The sequence below is a fragment of the Parashewanella spongiae genome, assembly GCF_004358345.1.
GTDB lineage: Bacteria > Pseudomonadota > Gammaproteobacteria > Enterobacterales > Shewanellaceae > Parashewanella > Parashewanella spongiae.
The window spans coordinates 766,274-790,242 of sequence record NZ_CP037952.1 but is presented as its reverse complement, the minus strand read 5'-3'; the positions used below and the strand labels follow the sequence as shown (position 1 = coordinate 790,242).

Sequence of the window (23,969 nt, the reverse complement as noted above, 5' to 3'; positions counted from 1 at the left end):
ATCATCCTTCTTTTTTAGCCAATACTTCAACTTGGCGGCTGACTCTGAGCTCACCTGATCCACAAATTGCTTTGCTGCCAATAAGGTATTGAGTGACTGTATCGGCAGTGAAGGCTCGGCAAGTTAAGTGAACATCATGACAGCTTGAAAAACCAACGAGTGCTGGCGGAGTCCATACGCTACTCATTTCACAAGTCCCCTGACTACCATCCAATGGAAATAACCTAGCCAATGCCGCATCAGCACCACTATTAGCCGTAAACAAAGCCCGAGCCCCCCAGACTTCTTGAGTCAGTGCTTTATCTTCGTGTTGTGAGATATTAATCAAGGCTGCGGCCAGTAAAAACATGACGGTCAACACGAAAATCGCAATCACTAACATGCTGCCTTTTTGCCGAGAAGCTAACCTTGTGTTTAAGGATGAATTTGATTTAAGGAACATTAATCACCTGCACTTGATGCTGATACTGAATGGTTTCACCATTAACGGTGAATCTCGGTTGTAAATGAATCAGTGCGTTGTTGACTAATGTTGATGGCGTAAGTGTAATTGGATAGTCATTTCCGATCTGCTGATTCACAATATTGCCAGCTAATAAGGCGCCGTCTCCCATTTGAACAGGATCAGGTTGCAGGGCGTAAAAACCATACTCTTTATAACGCCTCAATGTTTGAGTCACACTCGAAAAGCAGTAACTGACTGGGGTATGAGTAAAATAAATTCTTTTTTGCGCAGAGGCTTCGCTAAATTGAATGTTCTGAGATCCAACGGTGGCAAATGTGAGGTTAATTTCGCTGTCATTTTGAGTAACGCCAGTCACGATCCCGTGTTTAGTCACTATAGATGGTGCTTGATACACCTCCTCTGGGGTAAGCGGGTACACATAAGCGCGATGATCTGCCTTTACTCGAGTTGGATTATCATCGGCCAATATTCTGCCTGTTCCGTTTGAAGGCTTGTCCTGAAACGGCAAGATGACATAACTGCTGGCGGTTACTATGGGTACAAACTCAATGCATTGATAACCCACTCCAGAGGTTACCCGTAAACTGTTCGGCATTGCGGTGCGTAGCTCTCGTGTCATGCGCTGCAACGCAAAGCGGCTATCACTCAAGGCTTGGTCAACCGAGCTGGAATCGACAAAAATACGGGTACCAAAAGTGATAAACCCACTGACACCAATAAGCACAATGCCAAGGATCATAATAACTGTGATTAACTCAACGAGGGTAAACCCCTGTTGATCCGATTGGCAGTGGTAACTGACCATCAGTAATTACTCCGAACCGCATCAAAGCGAATGGCTTCGTTCATTGGGGTCGTGACCACCACTGCGATATTTTTTGTATTCGCCGTGCCTGTACTTACGGTCACTTGCATTTGATAGTTTGGATAAACATCGGCATAAGTTTGAGTGGAATTTAACATTAAGCTGCTTTGGTTCAAACCGTTGTAGTCATCCAGCACGTCAAAGTCGTTACGGTTTTTATTACCCACTTTTCTGTTGGCGCAAGTCAGTCCATCAAGGCTACCACATGCTGGAACGCCACCATTAACGCCAGTATTTTGGTCATAACGCTTAGGCCAAATTTCGTTCATGATGGACTGTGCCAGCTCAGCCGCTCGCATTCGATGTAAATTTTCAGCGGCGCGATCCGCTTGGGGAAACAACATGGTTGATAGCATTACAATAGCAATGCTCATGACTAACATGCCAACGACTAACTCAATAAGTGTGAAGCCATAGTTGTTACAAGACTTCAATGAATTACTGCCCATAGCTATGCTCATGATGACTAAATTGTGATTGCTGATAATCGCTCAACAAAACACGCACATATAGGGAGTTAACAGAAATAGCAAAGAAGGAAATTAGAGCGCTAACACTCCAAAAGTAGAAAAAATATAAAAAAACAAATCTGATTGTTTCGGCTGAGTTAATGCCCAAAAAAAATATTAATTTTATCGGTTCATTATGCCCCAATTGATCAATCAAATCATTTTCCTTTTTTTATTGTTATTGTTAGGGATCTAGCGATTTAGAAAGTACCAATTTATGTCATACCAGCGAAGGCTGGTATCCAGTGACTTTTATAGAAAAAAGCAAAGGCACTAGACTACCGACATACAAAACTGTCGTTACTTCGTTTCCAGCCTGCGCTGGAGTAACAAGAACCAATCGGTATACTTTCTTCCGCAACTTTCCTTATTGTTATTTACAGTACACCCTGCGTTCTTAAGCCTGAAAGGGCCACCAGAAAAAATAAAGTAAGCCTATCTTCATTCTACATTTATTAAACATTAAAATTCAATAACTGCGCCCTCTCAGACTATCCAAATAAAGCGGAATATCTTAGTAATCATTCTCATCGTCGACTTTAGCACAAACAACAAAAAATTTAATAATGCCAATTTCAGTAATTAATCTTTCACTCACTCAACAAGAGCTAAGGGAGCTAGCGATTTAGAAAGTACCAATCTTTGTCATACCAGCGAAGGCTGGTATCCAGTGGCTTTTAAAGAAAAAAGAAAAAAGAAAAAAGAAAAAAGAAAAAAGAAAAAAGCAAAGGCACTAGACTACCGACATACAAAGCTGTCGTTACTTCGTTTCCTGCCTGCGCTGGAGTGACGAGAACTCATCGGTGTACTTTTTCCGCAACTTTCCTAAAGGGGTTCAGTGCAAGACACAAGCTCGAAGTACTATATTCCCTACGGCAGCCATACAAAACTGGCGTTCAACACACTTCGTGCTGTTGTCAGGATAATTCAAGTGCTTGTAACGCAGTAATGGCACCCTTTAGCTTTAGCTTTAGTTTTAGCTTTAGTTTTAGCCTTGCCCTTCCTCAACCTAGTCCTCGCTTCACATATATTTGGCAGATACCCAATGAGCTGCTGCATTGTCACCACATAACTCAAGGGCAGCCTTAAGCTTTCCTAGTGTAGCATCACTCCCATTCCTCCGACGAAATTCCTCTAAAAGATTCTTGAGTTTATCAGGCTCTTCTTCAGCCGAAGGGTATTTACTAATACCAAGAGCATACGCTAATACAGTCGAATCAACGCTACAGTCTGATCGATGAGAAAATTGTATTACCATCGAATCAGTTAAACTAGAGGTTTTATCTTCAATTGCCATAGGCGTTCCTCCCTGAGCCAATACATTAGCTCTTCGTTGAAGGTGTTCTATAAACTTTACAGCAAGTGTATTTTCTTCGAGAGCCAAAAACGCATCATACAATTTTTGACACGTCGCATGATTAGCACTTCGACTTAACCAAATTTTGAAAAATTTTAAGAATCTGGCTTGTGTATTATCAATATGTTTAAAATCCTCACAATCGATAGACTGTAAACCTAATTCCACAGCCAAACTATTAGCCTCCACACCACCCGGTATCAGCTTAGTTATAAGCTGAATAACATCAGCCGGTTCAACAACTTTTCCTAACAATAGCTTTCGGTTTAAGTCTTCACTGTTTAGCGCAGCAGCTTGAGCCACTATTGGTTTTGGTGCAATTTCATTATCCACCCACGCACTAAAATCTTCTGCTAGTGCGTAATACCCTGCACCGCACAGAGCCGAAAGGAATGTTGAATACGTTGCATTTTCTTGTTCTTTTGCTATCCACCCCATACACATTATAGACCAAGGCTCACTAGGGTCATAACTATAGTCCTTTGTCCATAGCTCTGTTCCATTATTGCGGGCACCAAGCCTTGCAGCGACAGGCTGCCAGCTCTCTGTGCAGCCTTCCTTTAGGATATCCATACGGAAATCCCAAGCGGCGTCTATTGTCATAGGAACTTGGTATTTAGGAAGGTTAAATTTGTGATTCTCCCTCGCTATTTCAGTAGGCATAACTGTCTTTGATGTGCCTATATCTTGCCCCATGAGTTGCTTAAGCTTTTGATGTAACAACATCATTTCTGCTTTTTCGAAAGCTTTTAACAACTTATCATAAGTTGCATCAGAGCCTTGTGTCGATTTCCATTCACTTAATACCCCACCCCATTGTTCACTATAATCACTATGATTTCTGGAAATATCACTGCGCTCTGTGGAACTAAACCCTAAATAGGAAGCAAGCGTTTTCCACGATTCTCCGCTCAAGGCACACACAATATCCATTATCGTTCTCTCACTGATAGTGGCGCTGGCTGAAATGATTGGAATTACTTGGTGTACTGAAACTTCAGCAGTTTGGGGCTGATGAAAAGGCACTGGAGGCACTGTAGTAATAACTGGTCGAGGCTGGTGAGATATCGGAGGTTGGCTTAGGTTTGTTGCGACACTTAGTGGTTGTGACTCGGCTACATTGCCGAAGCTAATACCATGTTTATCAAGCAATTTTTCAGCAGAATCTCTAAAACCTAGGTTTAGTAATGACATTGCTAACCACTCAACCGTTGCATGTTCTTTATACTTTTCACCCCACTCTAGGAGAACGTTTAACCATTGTTCTTGTACATTCTTGTACTCGTTATCTAACGCTAATGATCGTGGCATTTTTAAAAGAGGCACCAAATTTTTAAGTGAACAATTGGCACGATCACCTGAATGTATATAATTTACAATGGCCAGTTCATTCATTGGGTGCCCATTGTCAAAACGCCTAGGATCAGAGTAAGCATTATCTCTTTCGGCTTGTTGTTCTTGGGGACTTTTACGAAGAAAATCCTCTATTAATGAAGCAATAGGTTTTTGGTTACTATCATTAAATGCTTTCACTAAATCGCTTGGTTGAGCAGTAGGCTTTTGACTCCATTCATTTAGAAACGCCTTCCAGCTGCGGGAATTGTCGAAATCAAAATCTGTCTCAATATCTCTAACATGAGCATAAGAATAGCCAAGATGCCCAGCAACACTACGTAATTTTTCTCCTGTACGAAACCACGTAACAATGTGGTCAATATTTTCAGGACTAATGGCTACACGGTATCTATTTGAAGTTAGATCTAGAATTTCAGGCTGAGGGACATTCTCCAATTCTCTGCGTGCAGTAGCACCTGATGTGGATATAGCTGGTAATGACATAGGTTAATCCCCAGTAAAATTTCGAACAGCCTAACACTCATACCGTGAACCTAAGCTTAACCAATACCATAAGAATAATGAGCATAATGAACCTATTAGCAAATTATTTTTAAGCGATTAATTTGAATGTAATTTATTCAATAAATATAGCCCTCGGCCGAAATATCAATGCCGACACTATCGCCCGCAATAATGTTTATGCAGCGGCCATTGCAAGCTTGAGTGATGCCTTGTCGATCAAAATTAAGGACAAAGCTCTCTGCACCGCTGCTGGCGAATTGAACTTGAGTACCATTTGGCCACTCAATTCGAGATGTGCTAAGGCTTAAGGGATTTAATGCTTGATATGTCGTGTCACAGCTTGCCGATACTTCGGCTTGATAACCTGCTTGAGTGACATTCATGCGATAACATTGGTCGGTATTACTCAATGCTTGCTGTTGCAGCTGACGCAGGGCTGAAATGAATTCACTACGGACACTGTACGCACTAAAACTACTGGTTCCGATAAACCTTGGTAGTGCTGTTACTGCCAAAATACCCAGCAAAACCATTGTGGTGACTAACTCCACAAGCGTAAAGCCTAACGGCTTATTTAGGTAACTGCTGTGACAATTTGGCTTGCTTAACGTCAACAGATCAGCAAGAGCGACTTTCGATGGTAAGCGCAATCGACTCCCCTTTTTGGCTAAAGCCCGAATGATTCGAATGAAAAACGGGGTTGAAAATAGTTCGATTACTGCAACATGAACGAGAATTCATTGAATATTTGTGGCTTATTGTTTTTGAAGAAGAAGGCCTACGTAGGTAGGCCTGCATGCTTTAACAGCCAGATGTGTCGAAAGTATAATCAGGTGAAGTTGTTGCTGTAGCTTCTGTATAAGTTAAAGAGCAAGTGTCTTTAGAACCATGAGCATAAATTTTAGCTTTACCGGCTGCATCGTTTGTCGCTGCAGTTGTATCAATAATCCAATCTCCAGTTCTAAGCTGTGGATCTGCCAATACATCAAATTTTGAATCCATACCAGCTTCTAAAGAAGCTTTAGTTGCTCGCATATATCCTGCGATTAAAATTACATCAACTCCATTATCAAGCTCAACTGTAGTTGCCTCATGAGGGTTACCCGAAAATGCAGCTTTTGAGTATAAAATAGAATTCGCACCTTGAATCCCACCTTTCAACCCTTGCAAAGCTGATTCTCTCGCATCTCCTTGAAAATTAATAAACTTAGGCGCAGCCGTTACCGCCAAAATACCTAGAATAATAATCACGACCACTAATTCGATTAGGGTGAAACCTTGTTGTTTTAATTTCATAATCTTATCTCTTTTTTTAATACTTTTAATACTACAGAATGCCAATAGCGCTCACTGACAACCTTGTCCCTTAAGTTTACCGAACCTATTGGCTCGCCCAAAAAACTACATGATCGCAAATAAAACATTGCAATACAGCAGCTACCCCTAATCGTCCGTGATGTATACAGGTAACAGCAATTTACTTACCTGTATAACTACTCCAAATTCTTGTTGAGTTACGCGCTTATCGCGTCCTCAATAACACTCAAAATCAGTGTTTTTCATCCTCCAGCTTCTTGCGTGCTTGTTCACGTAACTTTGCTCTTAATTCCAATGAATATGTCGCTTCTAAACGCTCAAGTTCTGGCGTCGATTTTTTCTTATAAATTTTGTATTCACTCATGTCTTCTGGTCTAAAAGTAAAAGTTCGGCCCACATGAGGTTTATAAACAATACCTTCAGCACCTTCACTTAACATGAGTGGGATCGGATCGGGTATCCCAGTGCGTTCATTTAACGGGATTTCTCTAGTGTTATAATATACACATCCATCCATATCTTTGTAGAGGATATTATCATTTTCGTCGACGGCATCACCTGCACTTTTATCTGTGGCTTGCACCGCAAAATGTGAGCCTCGTGCGGGCTCAAAGTAATACACCATAATGGGTGGTCTGGTCATGATTTGTTCGAGCACATATTCACAATCTATCAGCTGCATATCATCAGCGGCGTGGCTAATGCCTGATGGATAGCCAAAACGAGGGTCTATATTAACTTTTTTCCCATCTAACATCACAAAGTTAGCGGTCTTGCCACTCTCTAACCACAACTGATGCACCCGCTTTGTGGCACGGTCGAATAATCCTTTGAGGTGCTCTTGATGCAAGCCATAAGCATCTCGCTCGTGATAAAAATACACTTTATGAACATAGGCGGCCGCGGTTAACAGCCCTATTATTAAAAATACTATTCTTAACAACCTAGGTTCACGTACTCGACTTAACATGAATGCCCTTATTTCATTTTTATTATTTTTATCGCTATGCCGCATTTGTAGACTGACACATTTTATTAACAAGGTGTAGCGCTAACCTTCGATAAAACTCAATTTTTCAATAGAAAAATCGATAATTATTTGGCTACCTCCTTCGCCTTGAAACAAACATCTCTGTGGTTCCTGCCGATAGATTGTAATTGCTGTCTGTCTTGTTTGTTTTAACTCATGCTTCAGGTTTTCATCCAACTTTTGCCCCAATAAGTCATGCCACAATCTCTGGCAGCCGCTCTTATCTTTCGCCTTCAATTGCGGAAAACCTGTATTAGATAACCAGATTTCATTGGTTGTTTCCGCTATCGCGTCTTGACGAGCACTCAACTTATTTATTTTCAGGTTCGATGACTCTCGCGTCCCAACTAGCGACAAAGTTTGCCAACCTAGGGTTAACCGCTGTGGTTTACCTCGAATCAACCATTGACTGTAGATGGCATTTACACTGTGAACTAATCGGGCGTATTGTTGTTGCCAAGCTTGATTACTGAATTTCTCTACATCTTTGGTCAAGCTAACAGCCGCCACCGCGAGTAAAATGAATACCACAGCCACCGATAGGACACGTGTAAACGTCAGCATGGCATTAAAATCTTGCCTTGCTTGCCCAGCCAAGTTATCCGCCTTTCACTAAGTTGAGCATATCCCACATGGGTAAATAGATCCCCAACGCAAGCACCAATACCATTGCGGCCACAACGCCAATAAGTATCGGCTCTAACTTAGCGGTTAAATTTTTAAGATCATAATCCACTTCGCCTTCGTAAAAGTCGGCGGCATCGTTAAGCAGTTGATCCATTTGCCCAGTTTCTTCACCGACCGCCACCATTTGTAACACCAATGGCGTAAACAACTGGCTATTCGATGAGATGCGTAACATTGATTCGCCGGATTCAATACCGTGGCGCATTTTAACAATCTTGTCGTGCATATATTGATTATCGACAGCATCAGCCACCAAACTCAGCGCTTGGGTCATCGGGACTCCTGCACTGAGCATCATTGAAAAACAGCGACAATATCGCGACAAGGTCGAACGCTCAATGATCGAACCCACAACAGGTAAGCTCAGCTTCCATTTGTCCCATTGCCTTTCACCACTTGGTGTTTTATGCCAATATCGAATGCCAAAAAACGTCACCAAGGTAACTATTATCATCGCTACCCAATGTTCAACAAACGCATTAGAGGTCGCAATCAATAGTTTGGTCGCCCAAGGTAAGTCAGCACCGAATCGACTAAACATGGTGGCGAATTTAGGAATAACAAAGATATTCAAAATCGCGATGGCCATCACAATGGCTACTAACACAAAGCTTGGGTATCGCATGGCCGATTTGATCCGGCGGCGAGTTTCTTGCTCTCGTTCGATATAAACCGACAGCTGAATAAATGTTTCTTCAAGCTTACCCGAGTTTTCACCTGCATGTATCATAGACACAAACAAAGAGCTAAAAACATCGGGATGCTGATTCATTGCAGACGACAAAGGTCGACCAGAGGTTAACTGTTCCAATACGGAGTCGAGCGCTTGTTTCATTCGTTTTGAATGCGTACTCTCGGAAAGCCCCGATATGGCACGCAAGATAGGAATACCTGCGCGGGTTAGTGAGTACATCTGTCTGGCAAAGATTTGCAATTCTTCTAAGCTTACCTTGCGCTGAAACAGGCTACTTAAATCAACATCATTGCTTTCTTTGACCGCTATGACTTCAATAGGGATGGTGCCACGAGACATCAGTAAATCAGCGACCGCTGATTCTGATTGCGCTTCTAACTTGCCTGAAACAGCTTGTCCTTGGTTATCCCGGCCTCGATATTCAAACCACCCCATAGTTACACCTCTGGCTCATAAACGGTTGCCGCTGGAGTTGTCATTGGAGCGGTATCATCATTGACGGTTTCCACCAGCTTAGCCACCTCTTCTATGGTGGTTAAACCTTGGTATAAATAATCAAGCGCCGATTGGGCTAACGGTACAAAGTTAGGGTTATTTTTTGCGGCTAATGCAAAGGATTGAGGATCGCCGCTGCGCATTACGTCCATTAATTCGTCGTCAATTTCCAACATTTCAAACACACCGATTCGACCATGATAACCACTGCCGTTACAGCTTTGACAACCTGTACCGACCTTTAATGTGGCCTGACTGAAATCGCGGTTTGAAATGTTAAGCAGCCACATTAAATCTTGATGGCTGAGCTGAGTATCTACCGCGCAGTTTTTACATACCCGCCGTACCAATCGCTGAGCAATAATCACCCTAAGTGCACTGGCGACCAGATAACTAGCGGCTCCCATATCTAACAAGCGTAATGCACTGGTTACCGCGTCATTGGTATGTAAGGTCGATAATACAAAGTGACCCGTTAATGCGCCTCGTAAACCAATTTCTACGGTTTCTTGATCACGCATTTCCCCCACCATGATGATGTCGGGATCTTGTCGTAACGTGGCACGTAATACACCAGAAAAATCGAGACCTATCTTATGATTAATTTGTACTTGGTTAATGCGCGGCAATTGATACTCTACCGGATCTTCAACCGTAATGATTTTACGATAAGGCGTGTTTAATTCGCTCAAAATCCCGTATAAACTGGTGGTTTTACCGCTACCTGTTGGCCCTGTCACCAATAACATGCCATGGGGTCGATTTATTTGCTGACGCACTCGCGCCAAAATCGCTGGCGGCATACCTGTTTCATCTAAGGTCAATAGGCCTGCAGATTGATCGAGTAATCGCATGACCACTGACTCGCCGTGATACACAGGCATGGTTGAAATCCGCACATCAATTTTATGACCACGAATATCAATATGAAAACGACCGTCTTGGGGCAATCGCTTTTCCGAAATATCTAAGCCAGCCATCAACTTCAACCGTAAAACCAAGGCTAACGCAATATGAACTTCGTTCAGCACCGTTTCATGAAGCTGACCATCAATACGCTGGCGTATGCGTAATTGTTTTTCACCGGGCTCGATATGAATATCCGATGCTCGCATTTGTACGGCGTCTTCAAAGATCGACTGCAATAGTTTAACGACTGTGGTTTCGTTATCGGCATCACTATCGGTTATGCTGCTTAAATCGAATAACTCGTCAGCGGCGTACTCTTGCTCTAACTCGCCTGCTATTTGAGCAATTTCTTGAGTTCGGCGATATAAATTATCAAAGGCTGTCAGCAGTTGTTGCTCTGGTACAACGGCTAAGCTAATGGCTTTGGGCGCTAACAGTGCCTCAAGTGCATCAAGTGCTTGTAAATCAGCGGGATCACTCATGGCAACTCTAACTTTGTCACCCATGTCTTCGATGACAAGGGCTCGAAAACGCCGAGCTTGTACTTCAGGCAATAAGTTCACGACTTCAGCCGAAATAGGTCGACGGCTGATATCAATAAACGGCAAGTTAAGCTGCTGTGATAAAAAAGTCAGTAGCTGAGTTTCGCTAATGTAGTTCAAACTAATCAGCGTCTTACCTAGTTTTTTACCTGTAGCTTTTTGATCTGCTAGCGCTTGTTGCAACTGCTCATCAGAAATAATCTGATTATCAACTAACAAATCACCAAGCCGTTTTTTAAGTGCTGGCTTCATTTTGATCCCTCACTGATTTGCAGCAAACGTTGCTGAATATATTGAATACTGGCTTTCGATAACGAATGAGTATCCAGCGCGTGTTGGTAAGCTACTCTGGCTTCCACATATTGCTGCTGTGCATCTAAATTAAATCCAAGCCCTAACCACCATCGTCCTTCCCTAGGACGATACACTGTGAGCTTTTTAAAAGCAGCCACAGCTATGGGGTGATCTTGTTGCTGCTGTGAAATAGTACTAAGTTGCATCCATTTCTCTGGTGCGAGTTCATCGCTGTCTGGAATATTGGCCAACCTTTGCATCGCACTTTGGTATTGGTTATTACTGAAATCTATTTTAGCCAACATCAATGAATACTCACTGTATTGTGGGAATTGTTGCTGAGCACTTTGCAATAATGTCATGGCTTTATTATTTTGCTTACGACCAAAATACAGAGCGGCCAGTTGCTTGCGCGCTGGATGAAAACTGTTATCGAAGCTCAATGAACGCTGAAAGTGAGCGATGGCATTATCCACCTGCCCTTGCGTTATCGCTGACTCGCCCTGTTTGTAATACTTTTCAGCTAATTGCTTAGGCGTTAACTCTACGGGTTTTATCTCCAAAATGGCTTGTGGTTTTTCTTCAGCTATTGATGTTTGAATCCTTTTAGGCTGGATTTCTGGCTCATCTATTTGTTTTTCAGTTTGCTGTATTGGTAATGGCGACGCTTGAGGGTTTTGTGTTGTTACAGGCTCAAGTTCGTGTGGCACAGCGGCTTGTTCACTCACAATTTTAGGTTCAACAACCTCTGGCGCTACAACTTGTTTTTCATCCACCAGAGTGTCATCTTTTTCCAATGCAACTTGAATCGGTGTTTGGCTTTCAGTACTTAAAAATAAAGTGGGATACAACTGATAAACAGTGAAAACAGCAGCAACAATAACAATCCCGAATACCCAAAACCAAGTCGCAGGCTGCTTTGGCTGAGTTGACGGAGTACTCAATATCTGCACATTTTCAAGCTGATGTGGCTGTTGGCGTTTATCAAGATCTTGCAACACTTTATTTATCACGCTCATAACGGCAACACTCCCCATTGTTTCATCGCAAATACAAGGCCAAGAATGATGAGTAACACGCTGCTTAAAACAGGAATATTAAACCATGAATGTCTTAATGTACTGGCATCTTCGGTATCTGTCACAGCGGCGATGACATATTTTTTTGTCAACTTATGTTGCCCTTCACCAAAGCACACCATAAGCGCTTTATGGGTCAAAATATTGATCAGTCTGGGCGTGCCTCTTGAAGCCGTTGCAATTAACCCTGTTACTTTATGATCCACAGCACTGACACCAGTAAAACCTGCAACACGTAGTCGCTGTTCAATATAGTTATGTACTTCCGTTTGATTAAGGGGTCGAAGTTGATAACTAAACCCGATCCGTTGCCTGAGCTGCCTAAATTTATCTGTCATCAAGCGTTGATCCAGTTCAGGTTGACCGAATAAAACTAAATGCAGCAGTTTACGTTGCTCTGTTTCTAGATTGGTATAAAGCCTCAATGCTTCCAAAGTTTCATCTGGAATGGCTTGCGCTTCGTCTAACACTAAAACGACCGTTTTACCGGCTAGCGCTAACTCAAGTAGACGCTGTTGAATACTTTGGGCAAGTTGAACTTGATTAATGCTCGCATCAACATCCATGCCTAACTCTTTAGCGAACGCCCAGCTTAATTCAGCAGGCGTAAGATACGGGTTAGGAATATAAGCACATTGAAACTCATCGGATAATTCATTGAGTAACTTCCGACATAATAGGGTTTTTCCTGTTCCCACTTCACCTGTGACTTTAATAAAGCCTTCGCCCATTTGCAGCGCCGTTTGCAGCACTTGCATTGCCTCAACGTGCGGTGCCAGCTGCACAAAATAGCTGGTGTTTGGGGTGAGTGAAAACGGCAGTTCCGTTAAACCAAAGTGCTGCAAATACATAGGCTGTACTTACTTCCCATGGCCTTCGGGATACCAGCGGTCAAGTAACTGCTGTGAACGTTCAAGCTCTGACTTCCACGTACCTTCACCGACTACTGTTGGCTTTAATAAAATTATCAATTCCGTTTTACGATTCACTTTACTACGATTAGTAAATAATTCGCCTATTAGAGGAATATCCCCCAACAATGGGACTTTGGACGTTGCGTCCTGTTTTTCGGTTTTCATTAAACCGCCAATTACCACAACATCTCCTGAAATCGCTTTAATCACGGTATCTGACTCACGGATTTGGCTTTGTGCCAGCGGTAAAATCAACGGATTGTCACCGATATTAATGCTCTTGGTTTGCTCATTAATGTCGATGACCGATGGATGCACATGCAAAAGCACACCACCATTATCATCAATTTGCGGTGTGACATCTAAAGCTATGCCAGAGAAAAACGGCGTCAGTTCGACTTCTGGTTGCGCTACAGGGTTTGAACCATTAACCGCTGAAATAACCGTTGATGAAACGTCAGTAACGAAATATTCATCGGATCCCACTTTTATCACGGCTTTTTGATTATTTGAGGCTGTTACTCGTGGACTCGACAATACATCCACATCGCCCTGAGTTTTCAGCAAATTAATCATTGCTGTAAAATCGGTACCCGTTAGCGATAATGAGGTTACGCCACCAAGAGAGCGAGAAATGACATCGGACAGTACATCACCTTGTGATGTGCCGAAATTGACATTGGTATTGTCGTTGTGACCAATTTGACTGACCACATCACTCCATTGAATACCTTGTTGGTAACCATCTGAAAGCGTTACTTCAATGATTTTAGTTTCAAGGATCACTTGCCGTTGTAAATGTGATTCCGCTTTTGATAAAAACTCACGCACTTGACGTAACTCGTCAGGAAATGCGCGCACAGTCACTAGCCCCGCTTGAGGCGTTGTCACAACTTGGCGACCATTACCTGAACTGCCAATAATTGAACTTAATGTTTGCTGTAAGTCTTTCCAGAAATCAGTTTTATTGGTAGAACGAATGAAGGTGCCGTTTGTATTGTTATTACCCGAGCTATGGCTACTTTCACTGTTAAACTCATTACTACTACCACTTCGGCTGCCAGAGCTATTTCGATTACTCTGATTATTACTTCGATTATTGCCTTGGTTATCGCTCAAACGTCCAGAATTGACTGACGTAATTGATAAGCCTTCTCGTTGCATATACAAATAATTAACAGGAAACGTTTCGGTGCGAAGGCCAGCAGGATAAACCCTAAGAATTCGCCCTTCTCGACTGACTTCGTAGCCATAAATATCCTGTATAACTTGCAAAACTTCGGCTAAGGTAACGGCCTTCAATGCTAACGAGACTTTACCCGAAACATTAGGATGAACCACAATGCTCAGTGGCGTATTGTGAATTAAACTTGGGAAAAAAACTTTGGCATCCACGTCTTTAGCATTGACATCAAATCGGCGTTCTTTGGGCGCTATTAATTTTTTTGCTAACAACTGATCAGCGGCTAATTCTTGTTGAACCGCCGTTGGTAAGGCTGGAGGTGGAGCAATATGGCTTGTGCTGTTTTGTGCTTTAGTTACCGCTGATATGGCATGGTTCAGCTCAGCTTTAGCTGAGCTTGGTACTGGTCGGTCAGTGCTTTGACACGCGACAAGAGATAAAGATAACAGAGTGATTCCGTACTGGTTTATGCGCATAGATTATTTTCCCTTTGACTTCGTTATTGTTTCGAACAAAGTCAATCTTCGTCCATCAGCCAATTCGACACTGTTTGTCTCGATTTGAATTATTTTTACATTATTAATGCTGTCACCAATGGTTTTTATTTCATCGTTGACCACAATAAAAGGCTGACTTCCTGTCACTATGCTATTAAGCGTTAACTTTCCATTATTACCGATATTATCTGATCTTAAAGCTGTAAACTTACTGGGTTGAGTAGGATCTCTCAAGGTTTGATCTTTTGTTTGCGCCTCGACTGCGTTGTTAAGCAAAGCCAACAGAGTCAGGCTCACGATAAAAACACTACTGAGCTTTTGCAACACTGATGAACTCCTTACTGACACTCAAGGTATATAATTCCAACTCAACTTCGGCTTGTGGAAACTCGATAACCTGATAATCAAGACGCTTCCAATACAATTTATTCGGCAATGCCTCGATGGATTTAATAAAAGTTAAAAAACTGAAATAATCAGTATTTAGCCTCAATTTGATCCCATGACGATACAAATTTAACGAAATCATTTTGGTTTCACTATCCTTAAAATCGAGCAAAGGCTTTGGAGCTATAGATTCCATTGCGATCAATCTAACCCCTTTTGAGCGACTCAATAACTGTTGCAACAAAAGCGGCATTTTATCTGAAGGCACAATATCGACAAATTTCGTTTTTAACCGATCATCAAGTAGCTGAATTTCGCTTTCAACATGTTTGAGCTGATTGCGGTAATCAAGATTAGGATCTTGAGCGAGCTGTTGTTGATAATTTGTCAGCAACTGCTCGGTTAACTCGTTTTGCTTGTTCAGATCCCTAAGCTGCATGTGCGCTCGTTGACTGGTCAGGTAGAATGACTCTAGGGATAAAAAGCACAACCACCCGACTAACGCTATAGAAGCTGTTACAACTAAACTCCTTTCACGGATACTAAGGGTGTTGAATCTATCAGCCCAAATCAGTAATTTCTTCATTCGAATAGGGCTCCTATAATTGGTTGTTCAGCTCAGATTTAGCCGATGGATTAACAATCAATTCAAAACTCAGCGCGCCTTTTATATCACGATTAAATTTTACGCCATCAAACTTACGTCCCGACAGCGTTTTTGTGGCTTGGAGTCGCTCGAGCCAGCGTGGTACCGCGGCAGCTTCTATCGCATTTCCGGCCAACTGAAGATTATCATCATTGACTTGTATATGAGTTAACCAACTATCACCATCTGCGGTTTCGGCTAATTCCGTCAGCAAGGAGACATAACTTTCACTCTGAACGTCTTTTTGCTGTGATAACTCGCTCAGCAATTTTGTTTTCATGCTCAGTAACTGTCTTTGCTTATCAACAATCACCTCCCAGTTATTTGATGCTTTATGAGCCAGTATTTGTTGTTCGAGCTGTTTTTGTCGATTTTCTAATTCAATCGATTGCTGCTTGGACTGGCTCAGTTGTTGAGTCACTTGCAAAGACTGCCAATACAAAGTTAAAACAGTCACAATTGTCACTCCAATTAACCCCGAGATAAGCCACAATAGCCGTTTAAAGGAGATGCTTAACTGCTTAGGTAAAAGGCCTTCGTTATAAAGATTGATTCTGGTTTTTAAGCTGCTCTCAGACATATTCATGATTTTGCCTCCCGCTGCATTTCAGCAAAGGCGAGTGTCGCTAAGAACTCACTCACGTTAGAATGGGTTACAATATTAATTGGCTGGCTAAAGTTCTTACCTAACAGCGGTACTAGATGCTCAGCAACATTTTCGACCAGAATGTCAATTGCATGAATCGGAGCTTGGCGCAGTTGGCTTTCATAAAAATCCATAGAACGCTGAATTTCCAAGCTTATATTTTCAGCCCCGCCATAAGTTAAATCGTCTTTACTCATAGCATTTAATGCATGAAACCCCCGAACCCGTCGCTGTAAATGCAACTCGTTGTTCTTAATAACAGCCAGCAATAAATCACCACCTGATTGGTGGCAAATGATAAGACGTGACTGAGAGTGAGTGCTTGAACCAAGCGGCGGCATATTACTCAAAACTAACTCTTCAATCGACACACCTCTTATTGTTAAGCCTGATTTTTTTGCTGCAATAGCAAGCCTTTTCATTTCATTATGCTCAAGAGCAACAACATTAATCTTGCCACTATTGTCGACTGGGGAATGAAAATAATCTAAATGAACATTGGCTGGGGGTAGGTTGACTAAATCTTTAATTGACCATTGTAAAGCTTGCGTCATTTCAGAATCTGGAACTTGCGGCTTATCCGTTTGTATCAGTTGATAACGGCCAACACCGAGAGTGATGAAGAGTTGAGCATTAGAGAAATGTGAAGCAATGACAGAAAAAGCCTTATCCCAATCATTATCCGTAAATGGTATTTCAAAGCTCTTAGATGATTGAGTATTATCGCTATTATCATTTTTAGTGTGTAACCAAAGAGATGCTTTGGCAACATAAATACCTATCGATTTTGACCTTTTGGACTTAGCCCAAAAAATAAGTCTCCTGCTCAGACTTTGCCTCATCTCACCGCCTTTATCATTATTGTTTTTATACTTCGCGCACTGCTTGCTGAGCAGATTGTAACCATCTTCTAACAATTAATACTACTTGGTCAAGTAAATCACCTTTCGTATCAAGAAACAAAACACTTTCTCTCATGTGAGCAAAAATTTTATAATTCATAGTACTAGAAACTATGAAGGACAGTAACTCAACTACCCTTTAGTTACCACAACACAAGGGGAATATTATGAGCACCGTCCTTCAAGTAAAAGATAACGCAAAATTTGTTAATTTGTACATTGCTTTTGAACTTAGCAGTAAAACTTGGAAGCTTGGCTTTTCAAATGGTGAAAAAAAGAGAGTCAAAACGATTGATTCCCGAGACTGGAAAGCCCTACATCATGAAATAGCCTTAGCAAAAGAAAAGCTATTCTGCGTTGAAAACTGCAAAGTCATTAGCTGTTACGAAGCAGGTAGAGACGGATTCTGGATACACAGAGCGCTAATTAAAGACGGCATCGAAAATCATGTGATTGACTCAGCTAGTATTGAAGTCAGCCGAAAACAGAAGAAAGTCAAAACCGATAGAGTTGATGTGATTGCTTTGCTCCGTTTACTGATGCGTTATCACTCTGGAGAGCAAGAAGCTTTAAATATCATCAATGTTCCAAATGTAGAAGCTGAAGATAAGCGTCGAATTAACCGAGAGCGAGAACGATTAGTAAAAGAGCGTGGCAGTCACAGCGCACGAATTAAGTCACTTCTGTGTTTGCATGGTATCAGCGTGGAAAATATCTCTAAACTAAAAGGGAAAGTTAATCAACTTAAGACGGCGGTTCTCAATAAGCCTTTACCGACAGATTTAGTGACGGAAATAGAGCGAGAACTTGATAGGCATGAAATTGTCGACAAGCAAATTAAAGCAATTGAGAAATTACAAAAACAACGTGTTCTTGATGACTGTGATGACGCATCGCAAAAAATTAATCAGCTCATGCAGCTTAAAGGCGTAGGCTGGCAATCGAGCTGGGTATTAGTAACAGAGTTTTTCCATTGGCGAGAATTTAAAAACGCTAAACAAGTGGGAGCTTGTGCAGGAATGACACCAACGCCTTACGATAGTGGTGACAGTCAAAGAGAGCAAGGCATTTGCAAGTCAGGTAATCGACGAATACGAAAGATTATGGTTGAACTCAGTTGGTTTTGGTTACGGTATCAACCCAAATCAGAATTGAGTTTATGGTTCGAACAGCGTTTCGCTCATGGCAGTAAACGAATGAGACGCATCGGCATTGTTGCTATGGCACGTAAACTTCTTATCAAACTGTGGAAGTATTTAGAGCATGGAGAAGTGCCATCAGGTGCAACGATGTCACTTTAATCAAAATAACCAAGTAAAGAGTAAAATGTAGTAAAGCGTTGTTCGATGCTAACTGTACAGCCCCTTGATAAGCAAGGCTAAATCGTTTTTCTAGAAGAGTTAGTATCATTATTCAGGTTAGGCGTGATAATGCGCATGCAATTTAAGGTGACTGACTAAAGTCAGAACGGATAGAAGGTGGTTAGCCATTAAGCTGACACAACAAAACCTGAGCAACACTTTTAACCAGAGAAACTGAATGAAATAAATTAAAAACTGAAGGGCTTGACAAAGATGTCCTCATAGAAGGGGCTGTTTATCTTTCGTGATTATTTTTGCAGCGATAAATTGGTCATTTTATACAAGACAGAGCTTGTACGGTTTGGTATTATCGGCATACAAAACTGTCGTTACTTCGTTTCCAAATAAGCAAGTGATAACGCAGCACCTTTGATTTAGAAAGAGCGACCAATTTACGCTCTCTCTTTTTTCGATGCTTTTGAGCGTTCACTGTTCTGTGTTGTAACCCGTTTACTTAGATGGCTAAGCTTCACTGCTTACGCCTTGAACCTAAATATATCAGTTGAACGCACAATTTAACTTTAATCTATTGAAGTTAAATACAAGATTAAACAACCCGAATTCACCCATCAGGTGAGTGCTGAACATTCATATACTTGCCAAAATCACCGCTAGCTGCGTTATAAATTTTGCAAGTAGAAACGAAGTAACGACAGTTTTGTATGTCGGTAACCACTACTTGCTGCTATTCATGCCTTGCTATCAATAATTTTTTCTGCGTATATGAACGCTCCCAACCGATTTATTTAGGTTGAACAGATAAACGCTCAAATAGCAAAAAATTTAATCCTGAAAGATAAACAGCCTCTAGAGTGAGCCCTAAAAACAGCTGTAAATTATTATTTCATAAATTAACGGCCAATTATTGTCAGGGTAAAAGCATGAATGTTTTTCAAGTAGAGTAGGCTACTGGCTTCGCTATCGCTTATCCAGCAGCCCCTCTTCGATTTCGTGCATGAGGTTTTCCCTCACACGGCTCTGTTGTTACACTTCTCTCAGCCCCTTCACTTTGCTTATCATCTTGTCGTGGGTAAATACTCAAGACCAGCTTGGCGTAATTTTTCGTAAGCACCTCGTGATAGATACTTGCTTCGACGTTGACTTAAGCGACGATGCCAGCGATAGAACCGGTTTACTACAAATCCATTTATTCTGAAAAATACACCTCTGGGATAACCTATCCCACCAAAATAGTGTTTCCATCCCCTCAGAACTTGATTAACTTTATTTATCAGTACGCCAAGTGTATTTGAGGTTCGGTGTTTCACTATGTCTCTGATTTTATTTTTCAGCTTTGTTTGGCTCTTCTTAGACGCCTGTATCTTAATGTAACTGGTGCCTTTGATGAGGCCTGTGATCCGTTGAAAGTTAAAACCGAGGAAATCAAACTCATTCATCAGCTTTCCCATATCCACACAGTGGGTTTTACTTTGATTTAGCTTCAGACCTTCATCACTTAATTGCTGTGTTATCCAGTCCAGTTGCTCTTGTGTGTAGGTTTGCTTATGAAGTACAACAAAATCATCTGCATAGGTAACGATTTTACACGGTGTTTTTTCGTGTATTTTCAAACAGAAATCGTTGAGATAGATGTTAGCCAGTAGTGGAGAGATAACTCCACCTTGCGGAGTGCCACATCGGCTTGCTTCTATTCGCCATTTCCCGTTGACCGTCTCTACGCTGATGGGCGCTTTGATAAAGCTTTTCAGTAAACTCAGAAAGCTGCTGTCGCTTATTCGCCTTTCTACTTTTGCCATCAACTTAGCGTGCGGGATGGTATCGAAATAGGCGCTCAAGTCAGCATCGAGTACGTGCTGATAGCCTTGTTTTAGGCTCATTTCAATGACTTTTACCGCTTGCTGGGCGCTTCGACATGGACGATAACCATAACTGTGTTCATGTAAATGAGGTTCGTAGACGGGTTGCATCACTATTGTCATCGCCATTTGCACAATTCTGTCACTGATTATCGGGATCCCAAGTTTCCGCGTTTTGCCGTTGTCTTTGAGTATTTCTACTCGTTTGACTGGGCTAGGTCGATAGTTTTTCTGTTGTAATTGAGTTTGAATTTCTTTTAACAGCGCAACGACTTTCTTTTGCTGCTCTAGATAACTGAATGTGATGCCATCAATTCCTGCTCCGCCTTTATTGGCTTTGCATCGTCGATAGGCTTCTTCGAGTATATCTAGGCGACTGAGTTTATCGTACAAGCTGTAAAATCGAAGCTCCGAGTTAAGCTTTGAGCGTAAGTAAAGTTTTCGCTGTAATATTCTGATATTTACTGGAGTGTTAGCCATATGGCAATTCCACCTCAAAAGTTACGTTAAAAAACGGGTGTAACACTGAGCCCCTTCCCTGATGTAAAGTTATGTTGTCTTCACGGTTAACGGTACTATGGGCTCATCCGACTGCCTGAGCGCCCTATCTGAAATTTCGGTTTACCTTATATTCGGATAGTGCAAGTCACTACCTTCCAACACTCAGGCTCTCCCACGTTCACTTTATTTCCTTCAATACATGCCACTTCATATTACGCCGGAAGATCAAACAGATGCATTTACCAGTTGCTTCTCTGTTTGTGTCAGGGTTCGTCAACTAGGAAAGACTCCCCATCTTCATTTTTTGATTTACGACGCTTAACTGAATTCGCTTGATGCTGCGGCCTACATTGCATCTCAACCTTTATTCAAGGCCTTTGTCACAGGGCTTCATGTCATAGCGGTTACCCATTATGCATGCCCGTCAGATTTCGGGATGAACTGGTAATTATCCCGTCAGGTACGTTTCAACCTGATGGACTTATTATAAATAATAACGTTGCTGTCTCTGGTTTATGGCCATGTAATCGCTTGGCTGCGTATACGTTAAGACAAATCCCGCAACAGAATAAAGCGCTTCGTGGCGCTCCCTAGAAACATCAGTTGACTGCGTTCTCAAGCGTAGAAGAAATGGCTGATATTAAGACGTAGCTTGCAGCAAGTAGTTATTCTACTTGCAAAAGTTACAACGCAGATAGCAGCCATTTTAGCATGCTTGTGAGCGTAGAGCATTTCACTCATTGGGTGAAAAACATGATAATAAAATCATCGTATTGCTCAAACAGTTACTCGTATACTCAGCGTTCAACTGATGTTTTTAGGTTCAAGCAAAAGCCGTAGGCTTTATTATCCGTCATTCCCGTAAAAACGGGAATCCAGTAAATTTGTGTGTTCCAATATAAGGCGCTAGATGACCGACATACAAAACTGTCGTTATTTCATTGCCCACTTTCGTGGGAATGACGAAATTACCACAAATACAATCTGAAGATGCGTGATTTCAGGCAACACGGGTATACAAGGAAACTATGTCGCTAAAAAGCGTGCCTTGCCCGCCACTTACGCCTAAAATTTTCAATGTTTGCCACTCTTCGAAAGTCTCGACACCTTGCGCGCATAACTGCACATCAGTTCTATAAAGCGAACCTATTAAACTGCGCACGAATAATTGGTTCTCTGGCCGTAAATGAATCTGACGAACAATGGATGGGTGAAGTTTGATGTAATGAACACCCAACTCTTTGAGATACTGACTCCCAACAACCTGCTGCCCTACACTATCGACACTTAAAGATGCGCCCATCTTAGCCAGCAAATTAAATACGGGTTTAATCTGGGCTTGATGACGGATAGCAATCGATTCGGTAATTTCAAAAGTGAGTAGTTTTACCAAGTTACGGTGCTCAAGCAATTGATTTTTAAGCCAGTGAACAAAACTGTCACTTAAAATGGAATCAAGACTTAAATTGATACAATAGTGATTATCTCGATATTTTGCTTGTTTTAAAAACTGCGTCAGCAGCATGTTAATCACAAGGCGATCAATTTGCGGCATCAACCCGCATTTCACTGCCATTGGCACATACTGTGGTGCACGAATATAACTTTCTTTAGATTCACGAATTCGCCCAAACACTTCTAGATGTAAAGGAGATTCTTCATAGTCAACGACAGGCTGTACAAAAACTTCGAATTTGTGTTTCTCTATTGCCACTTCTAACAAGCTTCGCCAACGCACAGAGCCTTTGGCGAATTCTTGATCAACAATGCCTTTGTCATACATGAACCAAGTACTGTTTCCTTGATACTGTGCGGCGCGCAAAGCCATTTCAGCTTCTTCTAACAATTGGTTACTGTCATCGGCTACGCTAAAATAGGCTCCGCCAATATGAAAGAAATTATCCGCTTTCACGCCCTCTGGAAGCGGCAGACGTAAACAAATATTTAAAATTTTTCCAGCAAGCGAATCTGACTCCATTAATGAAATTTGCGGGACAACTATCGCCAGTTGATTGAAAGATCGTCTTGCTAAAAAGCTATTGGCTTGGCTTTGCAATACTGTGTCGATTCCATTAACGCAGGTCAGTAAGAACTCCATAACAGCAACATCGCCAATCTCTTGCTGAACAATATCGAGTTCTTCCATTTCTAAAAAGTACACTACGCCATGAGATAACATTCCGTAATCATTAGATAAAGCCGCCAATCGATTTTTTAGAAAAAGTCGATTACCTATGCCTGTCTCTGCGTCTAAAAAAGTATTTGAACGAATAAATTTATCAAACCGAGAACGCTCTTTGTGTGCATCTTGTAACTCTTCAAGCAATTGAGTGATCGCCTCATTCAAGATTTTAGGCTGACCATTACCAACTTGTTCGATTGCTTGATTATGATTACCTTCGAGAATAAGTTGTCCTCGTTCAATTAATTCCTCTACTCCAAAAAGTTGTTTTGATAACCACTTGAAACCAAATCGAACAAATAACCCAATCAAACTCAACGCAAGCAACATAAACGCCACTTCAAAGCCGTCTATCCGATGCAATTTATATGGCGCTTCAAGTTTTAAATACATAGTAAGCTGGGCATCTTCATCGATTAAAAGATCATATTCTCTTGTAAATGAGGTGGTAAGATTACCTTGGTAGACAAAATGCTGCTGATGGTTTTCCTTAAGTTCAAAACTGATCGTTTTATAACTCATGAGCACAGGTGGTAGCCAAGTTTCAAGATCCCAGCTTTCATATTGCTTATGATGATCAATCAACATAGTTTTTAGTTCAGCAACTTGTTGTTCTTGGATACGATTAGCTAAATGAAAAAAACTGATGAAGGCCGCTAATACAAACACAATCGCTACTGATGCTAATGAAAAAAACCAAAAACTGGCCAGCTTCTTTGTAAGCACTCGAGTGAGTTTCATGTGTCTGCTTTCCTGCTGATTATTGTTATTTTTTTATTCATTGAATATTGCGATTATTGGCGAGCACATCGAAAAAGGCAACTTTATT

Annotated in this window: 20 protein-coding genes; 1 reads left to right on the top strand and 19 read right to left on the bottom strand. The window is 41.5% G+C overall.

All coding sequences use genetic code 11. The annotated features are described in order from the left end of the window. Position 1 precedes the first annotated feature (1 nt). The 17 genes from E2I05_RS02830 to E2I05_RS02750 all read right to left on the bottom strand — a co-directional run bounded on the left by E2I05_RS02830 (position 2) and on the right by E2I05_RS02750 (position 17,219). The gene (locus E2I05_RS02830; protein ID WP_121853518.1) at positions 2–442 is read right to left on the bottom strand and encodes an MSHA biogenesis protein MshP; all 441 of its coding nucleotides are present in this window, start codon (positions 440–442) and stop codon (positions 2–4) included. After that, positions 432–1,271: a PilW family protein gene (locus E2I05_RS02825; protein ID WP_121853519.1), complete on the bottom strand. Its 840-nt coding sequence runs from the start codon at positions 1,269–1,271 to the stop codon at positions 432–434. The genes E2I05_RS02830 and E2I05_RS02825 overlap by 11 nt, the downstream gene beginning before the upstream one ends. After that, on the bottom strand, positions 1,271–1,780 hold the full coding sequence (locus E2I05_RS02820; RefSeq protein ID WP_165905482.1) for a prepilin-type N-terminal cleavage/methylation domain-containing protein: 510 nt from the start codon (positions 1,778–1,780) through the stop codon (positions 1,271–1,273). Before E2I05_RS02820 ends, E2I05_RS02825 begins: the two co-directional genes overlap by 1 nt. 1,081 nt (positions 1,781–2,861) lie before the next feature. Then, the gene (locus E2I05_RS02815) at positions 2,862–5,036 is read right to left on the bottom strand and encodes a hypothetical protein (protein WP_121853521.1); all 2,175 of its coding nucleotides are present in this window, start codon (positions 5,034–5,036) and stop codon (positions 2,862–2,864) included. 137 nt (positions 5,037–5,173) lie between these two features. Then, positions 5,174–5,671, bottom strand: coding sequence for a prepilin-type N-terminal cleavage/methylation domain-containing protein (locus tag E2I05_RS02810; protein ID WP_179952743.1), 498 nt, complete (start codon positions 5,669–5,671; stop codon positions 5,174–5,176). Between the two features lie 187 nt (positions 5,672–5,858). Further along, positions 5,859–6,353, bottom strand: a complete 495-nt coding sequence (locus E2I05_RS02805) for a type II secretion system protein (RefSeq protein WP_121853522.1) — start codon at positions 6,351–6,353, stop codon at positions 5,859–5,861. Positions 6,354–6,606: 253 nt separating this feature from the next. Continuing rightward, entirely contained in the window at positions 6,607–7,344 is a 738-nt protein-coding gene (locus E2I05_RS02800; RefSeq protein ID WP_133309451.1) for a hypothetical protein, read from the bottom strand. An 81-nt stretch (positions 7,345–7,425) separates the two neighbouring features. Beyond that, positions 7,426–8,001, bottom strand: coding sequence for a hypothetical protein (locus E2I05_RS02795; RefSeq protein ID WP_121853524.1), 576 nt, complete (start codon positions 7,999–8,001; stop codon positions 7,426–7,428). Position 8,002: 1 nt separating this feature from the next. Then, a complete protein-coding gene (locus tag E2I05_RS02790) occupies positions 8,003–9,220 on the bottom strand; it encodes a type II secretion system F family protein (RefSeq protein WP_121853525.1) in 1,218 nt (405 codons plus the stop codon). 2 nt (positions 9,221–9,222) lie between these two features. After that, positions 9,223–10,983: a GspE/PulE family protein gene (locus E2I05_RS02785; RefSeq protein ID WP_121853526.1), complete on the bottom strand. Its 1,761-nt coding sequence runs from the start codon at positions 10,981–10,983 to the stop codon at positions 9,223–9,225. Further along, positions 10,980–12,044, bottom strand: coding sequence for a tetratricopeptide repeat protein (locus E2I05_RS02780; RefSeq protein WP_165905483.1), 1,065 nt, complete (start codon positions 12,042–12,044; stop codon positions 10,980–10,982). Before E2I05_RS02780 ends, E2I05_RS02785 begins: the two co-directional genes overlap by 4 nt. Beyond that, positions 12,041–12,955: an ExeA family protein gene (locus E2I05_RS02775; protein WP_121853528.1), complete on the bottom strand. Its 915-nt coding sequence runs from the start codon at positions 12,953–12,955 to the stop codon at positions 12,041–12,043. The genes E2I05_RS02780 and E2I05_RS02775 overlap by 4 nt, the downstream gene beginning before the upstream one ends. Positions 12,956–12,964: 9 nt before the next feature. Next, positions 12,965–14,677, bottom strand: a complete 1,713-nt coding sequence (gene mshL / locus E2I05_RS02770) for a pilus (MSHA type) biogenesis protein MshL (RefSeq protein WP_121853529.1) — start codon at positions 14,675–14,677, stop codon at positions 12,965–12,967. 3 nt (positions 14,678–14,680) lie between these two features. Beyond that, positions 14,681–15,022, bottom strand: coding sequence for an MSHA biogenesis protein MshK (locus E2I05_RS02765; RefSeq protein WP_133309450.1), 342 nt, complete (start codon positions 15,020–15,022; stop codon positions 14,681–14,683). Then, the gene (locus E2I05_RS02760) at positions 15,006–15,671 is read right to left on the bottom strand and encodes an MSHA biogenesis protein MshJ (RefSeq protein ID WP_121853531.1); all 666 of its coding nucleotides are present in this window, start codon (positions 15,669–15,671) and stop codon (positions 15,006–15,008) included. The genes E2I05_RS02765 and E2I05_RS02760 overlap by 17 nt, the downstream gene beginning before the upstream one ends. 13 nt (positions 15,672–15,684) lie before the next feature. Further along, positions 15,685–16,188, bottom strand: coding sequence for a PilN domain-containing protein (locus tag E2I05_RS02755; protein ID WP_170179609.1), 504 nt, complete (start codon positions 16,186–16,188; stop codon positions 15,685–15,687). 125 nt (positions 16,189–16,313) lie between these two features. After that, the gene (locus tag E2I05_RS02750) at positions 16,314–17,219 is read right to left on the bottom strand and encodes an MSHA biogenesis protein MshI (protein ID WP_121853533.1); all 906 of its coding nucleotides are present in this window, start codon (positions 17,217–17,219) and stop codon (positions 16,314–16,316) included. Between the two features lie 227 nt (positions 17,220–17,446). On the opposite strand from E2I05_RS02750, the gene E2I05_RS02745 reads away from it, so the two are divergent. Further along, the gene (locus tag E2I05_RS02745) at positions 17,447–18,580 is read left to right on the top strand and encodes an IS110 family RNA-guided transposase (RefSeq protein ID WP_133309449.1); all 1,134 of its coding nucleotides are present in this window, start codon (positions 17,447–17,449) and stop codon (positions 18,578–18,580) included. Positions 18,581–19,656: 1,076 nt separating this feature from the next. Here E2I05_RS02745 and ltrA read toward each other — a convergent pair. Beyond that, positions 19,657–20,937 carry a group II intron reverse transcriptase/maturase gene (ltrA, locus tag E2I05_RS02740; RefSeq protein WP_133309448.1) on the bottom strand — a complete coding sequence of 427 codons (1,281 nt, stop codon included), beginning with the start codon at positions 20,935–20,937 and terminating at the stop codon, positions 19,657–19,659. Between the two features lie 1,021 nt (positions 20,938–21,958). Further along, on the bottom strand, positions 21,959–23,881 hold the full coding sequence (gene csrD / locus E2I05_RS02735; RefSeq protein ID WP_121853004.1) for an RNase E specificity factor CsrD: 1,923 nt from the start codon (positions 23,879–23,881) through the stop codon (positions 21,959–21,961). Between the last annotated feature and the right edge of the window lie 88 nt (positions 23,882–23,969).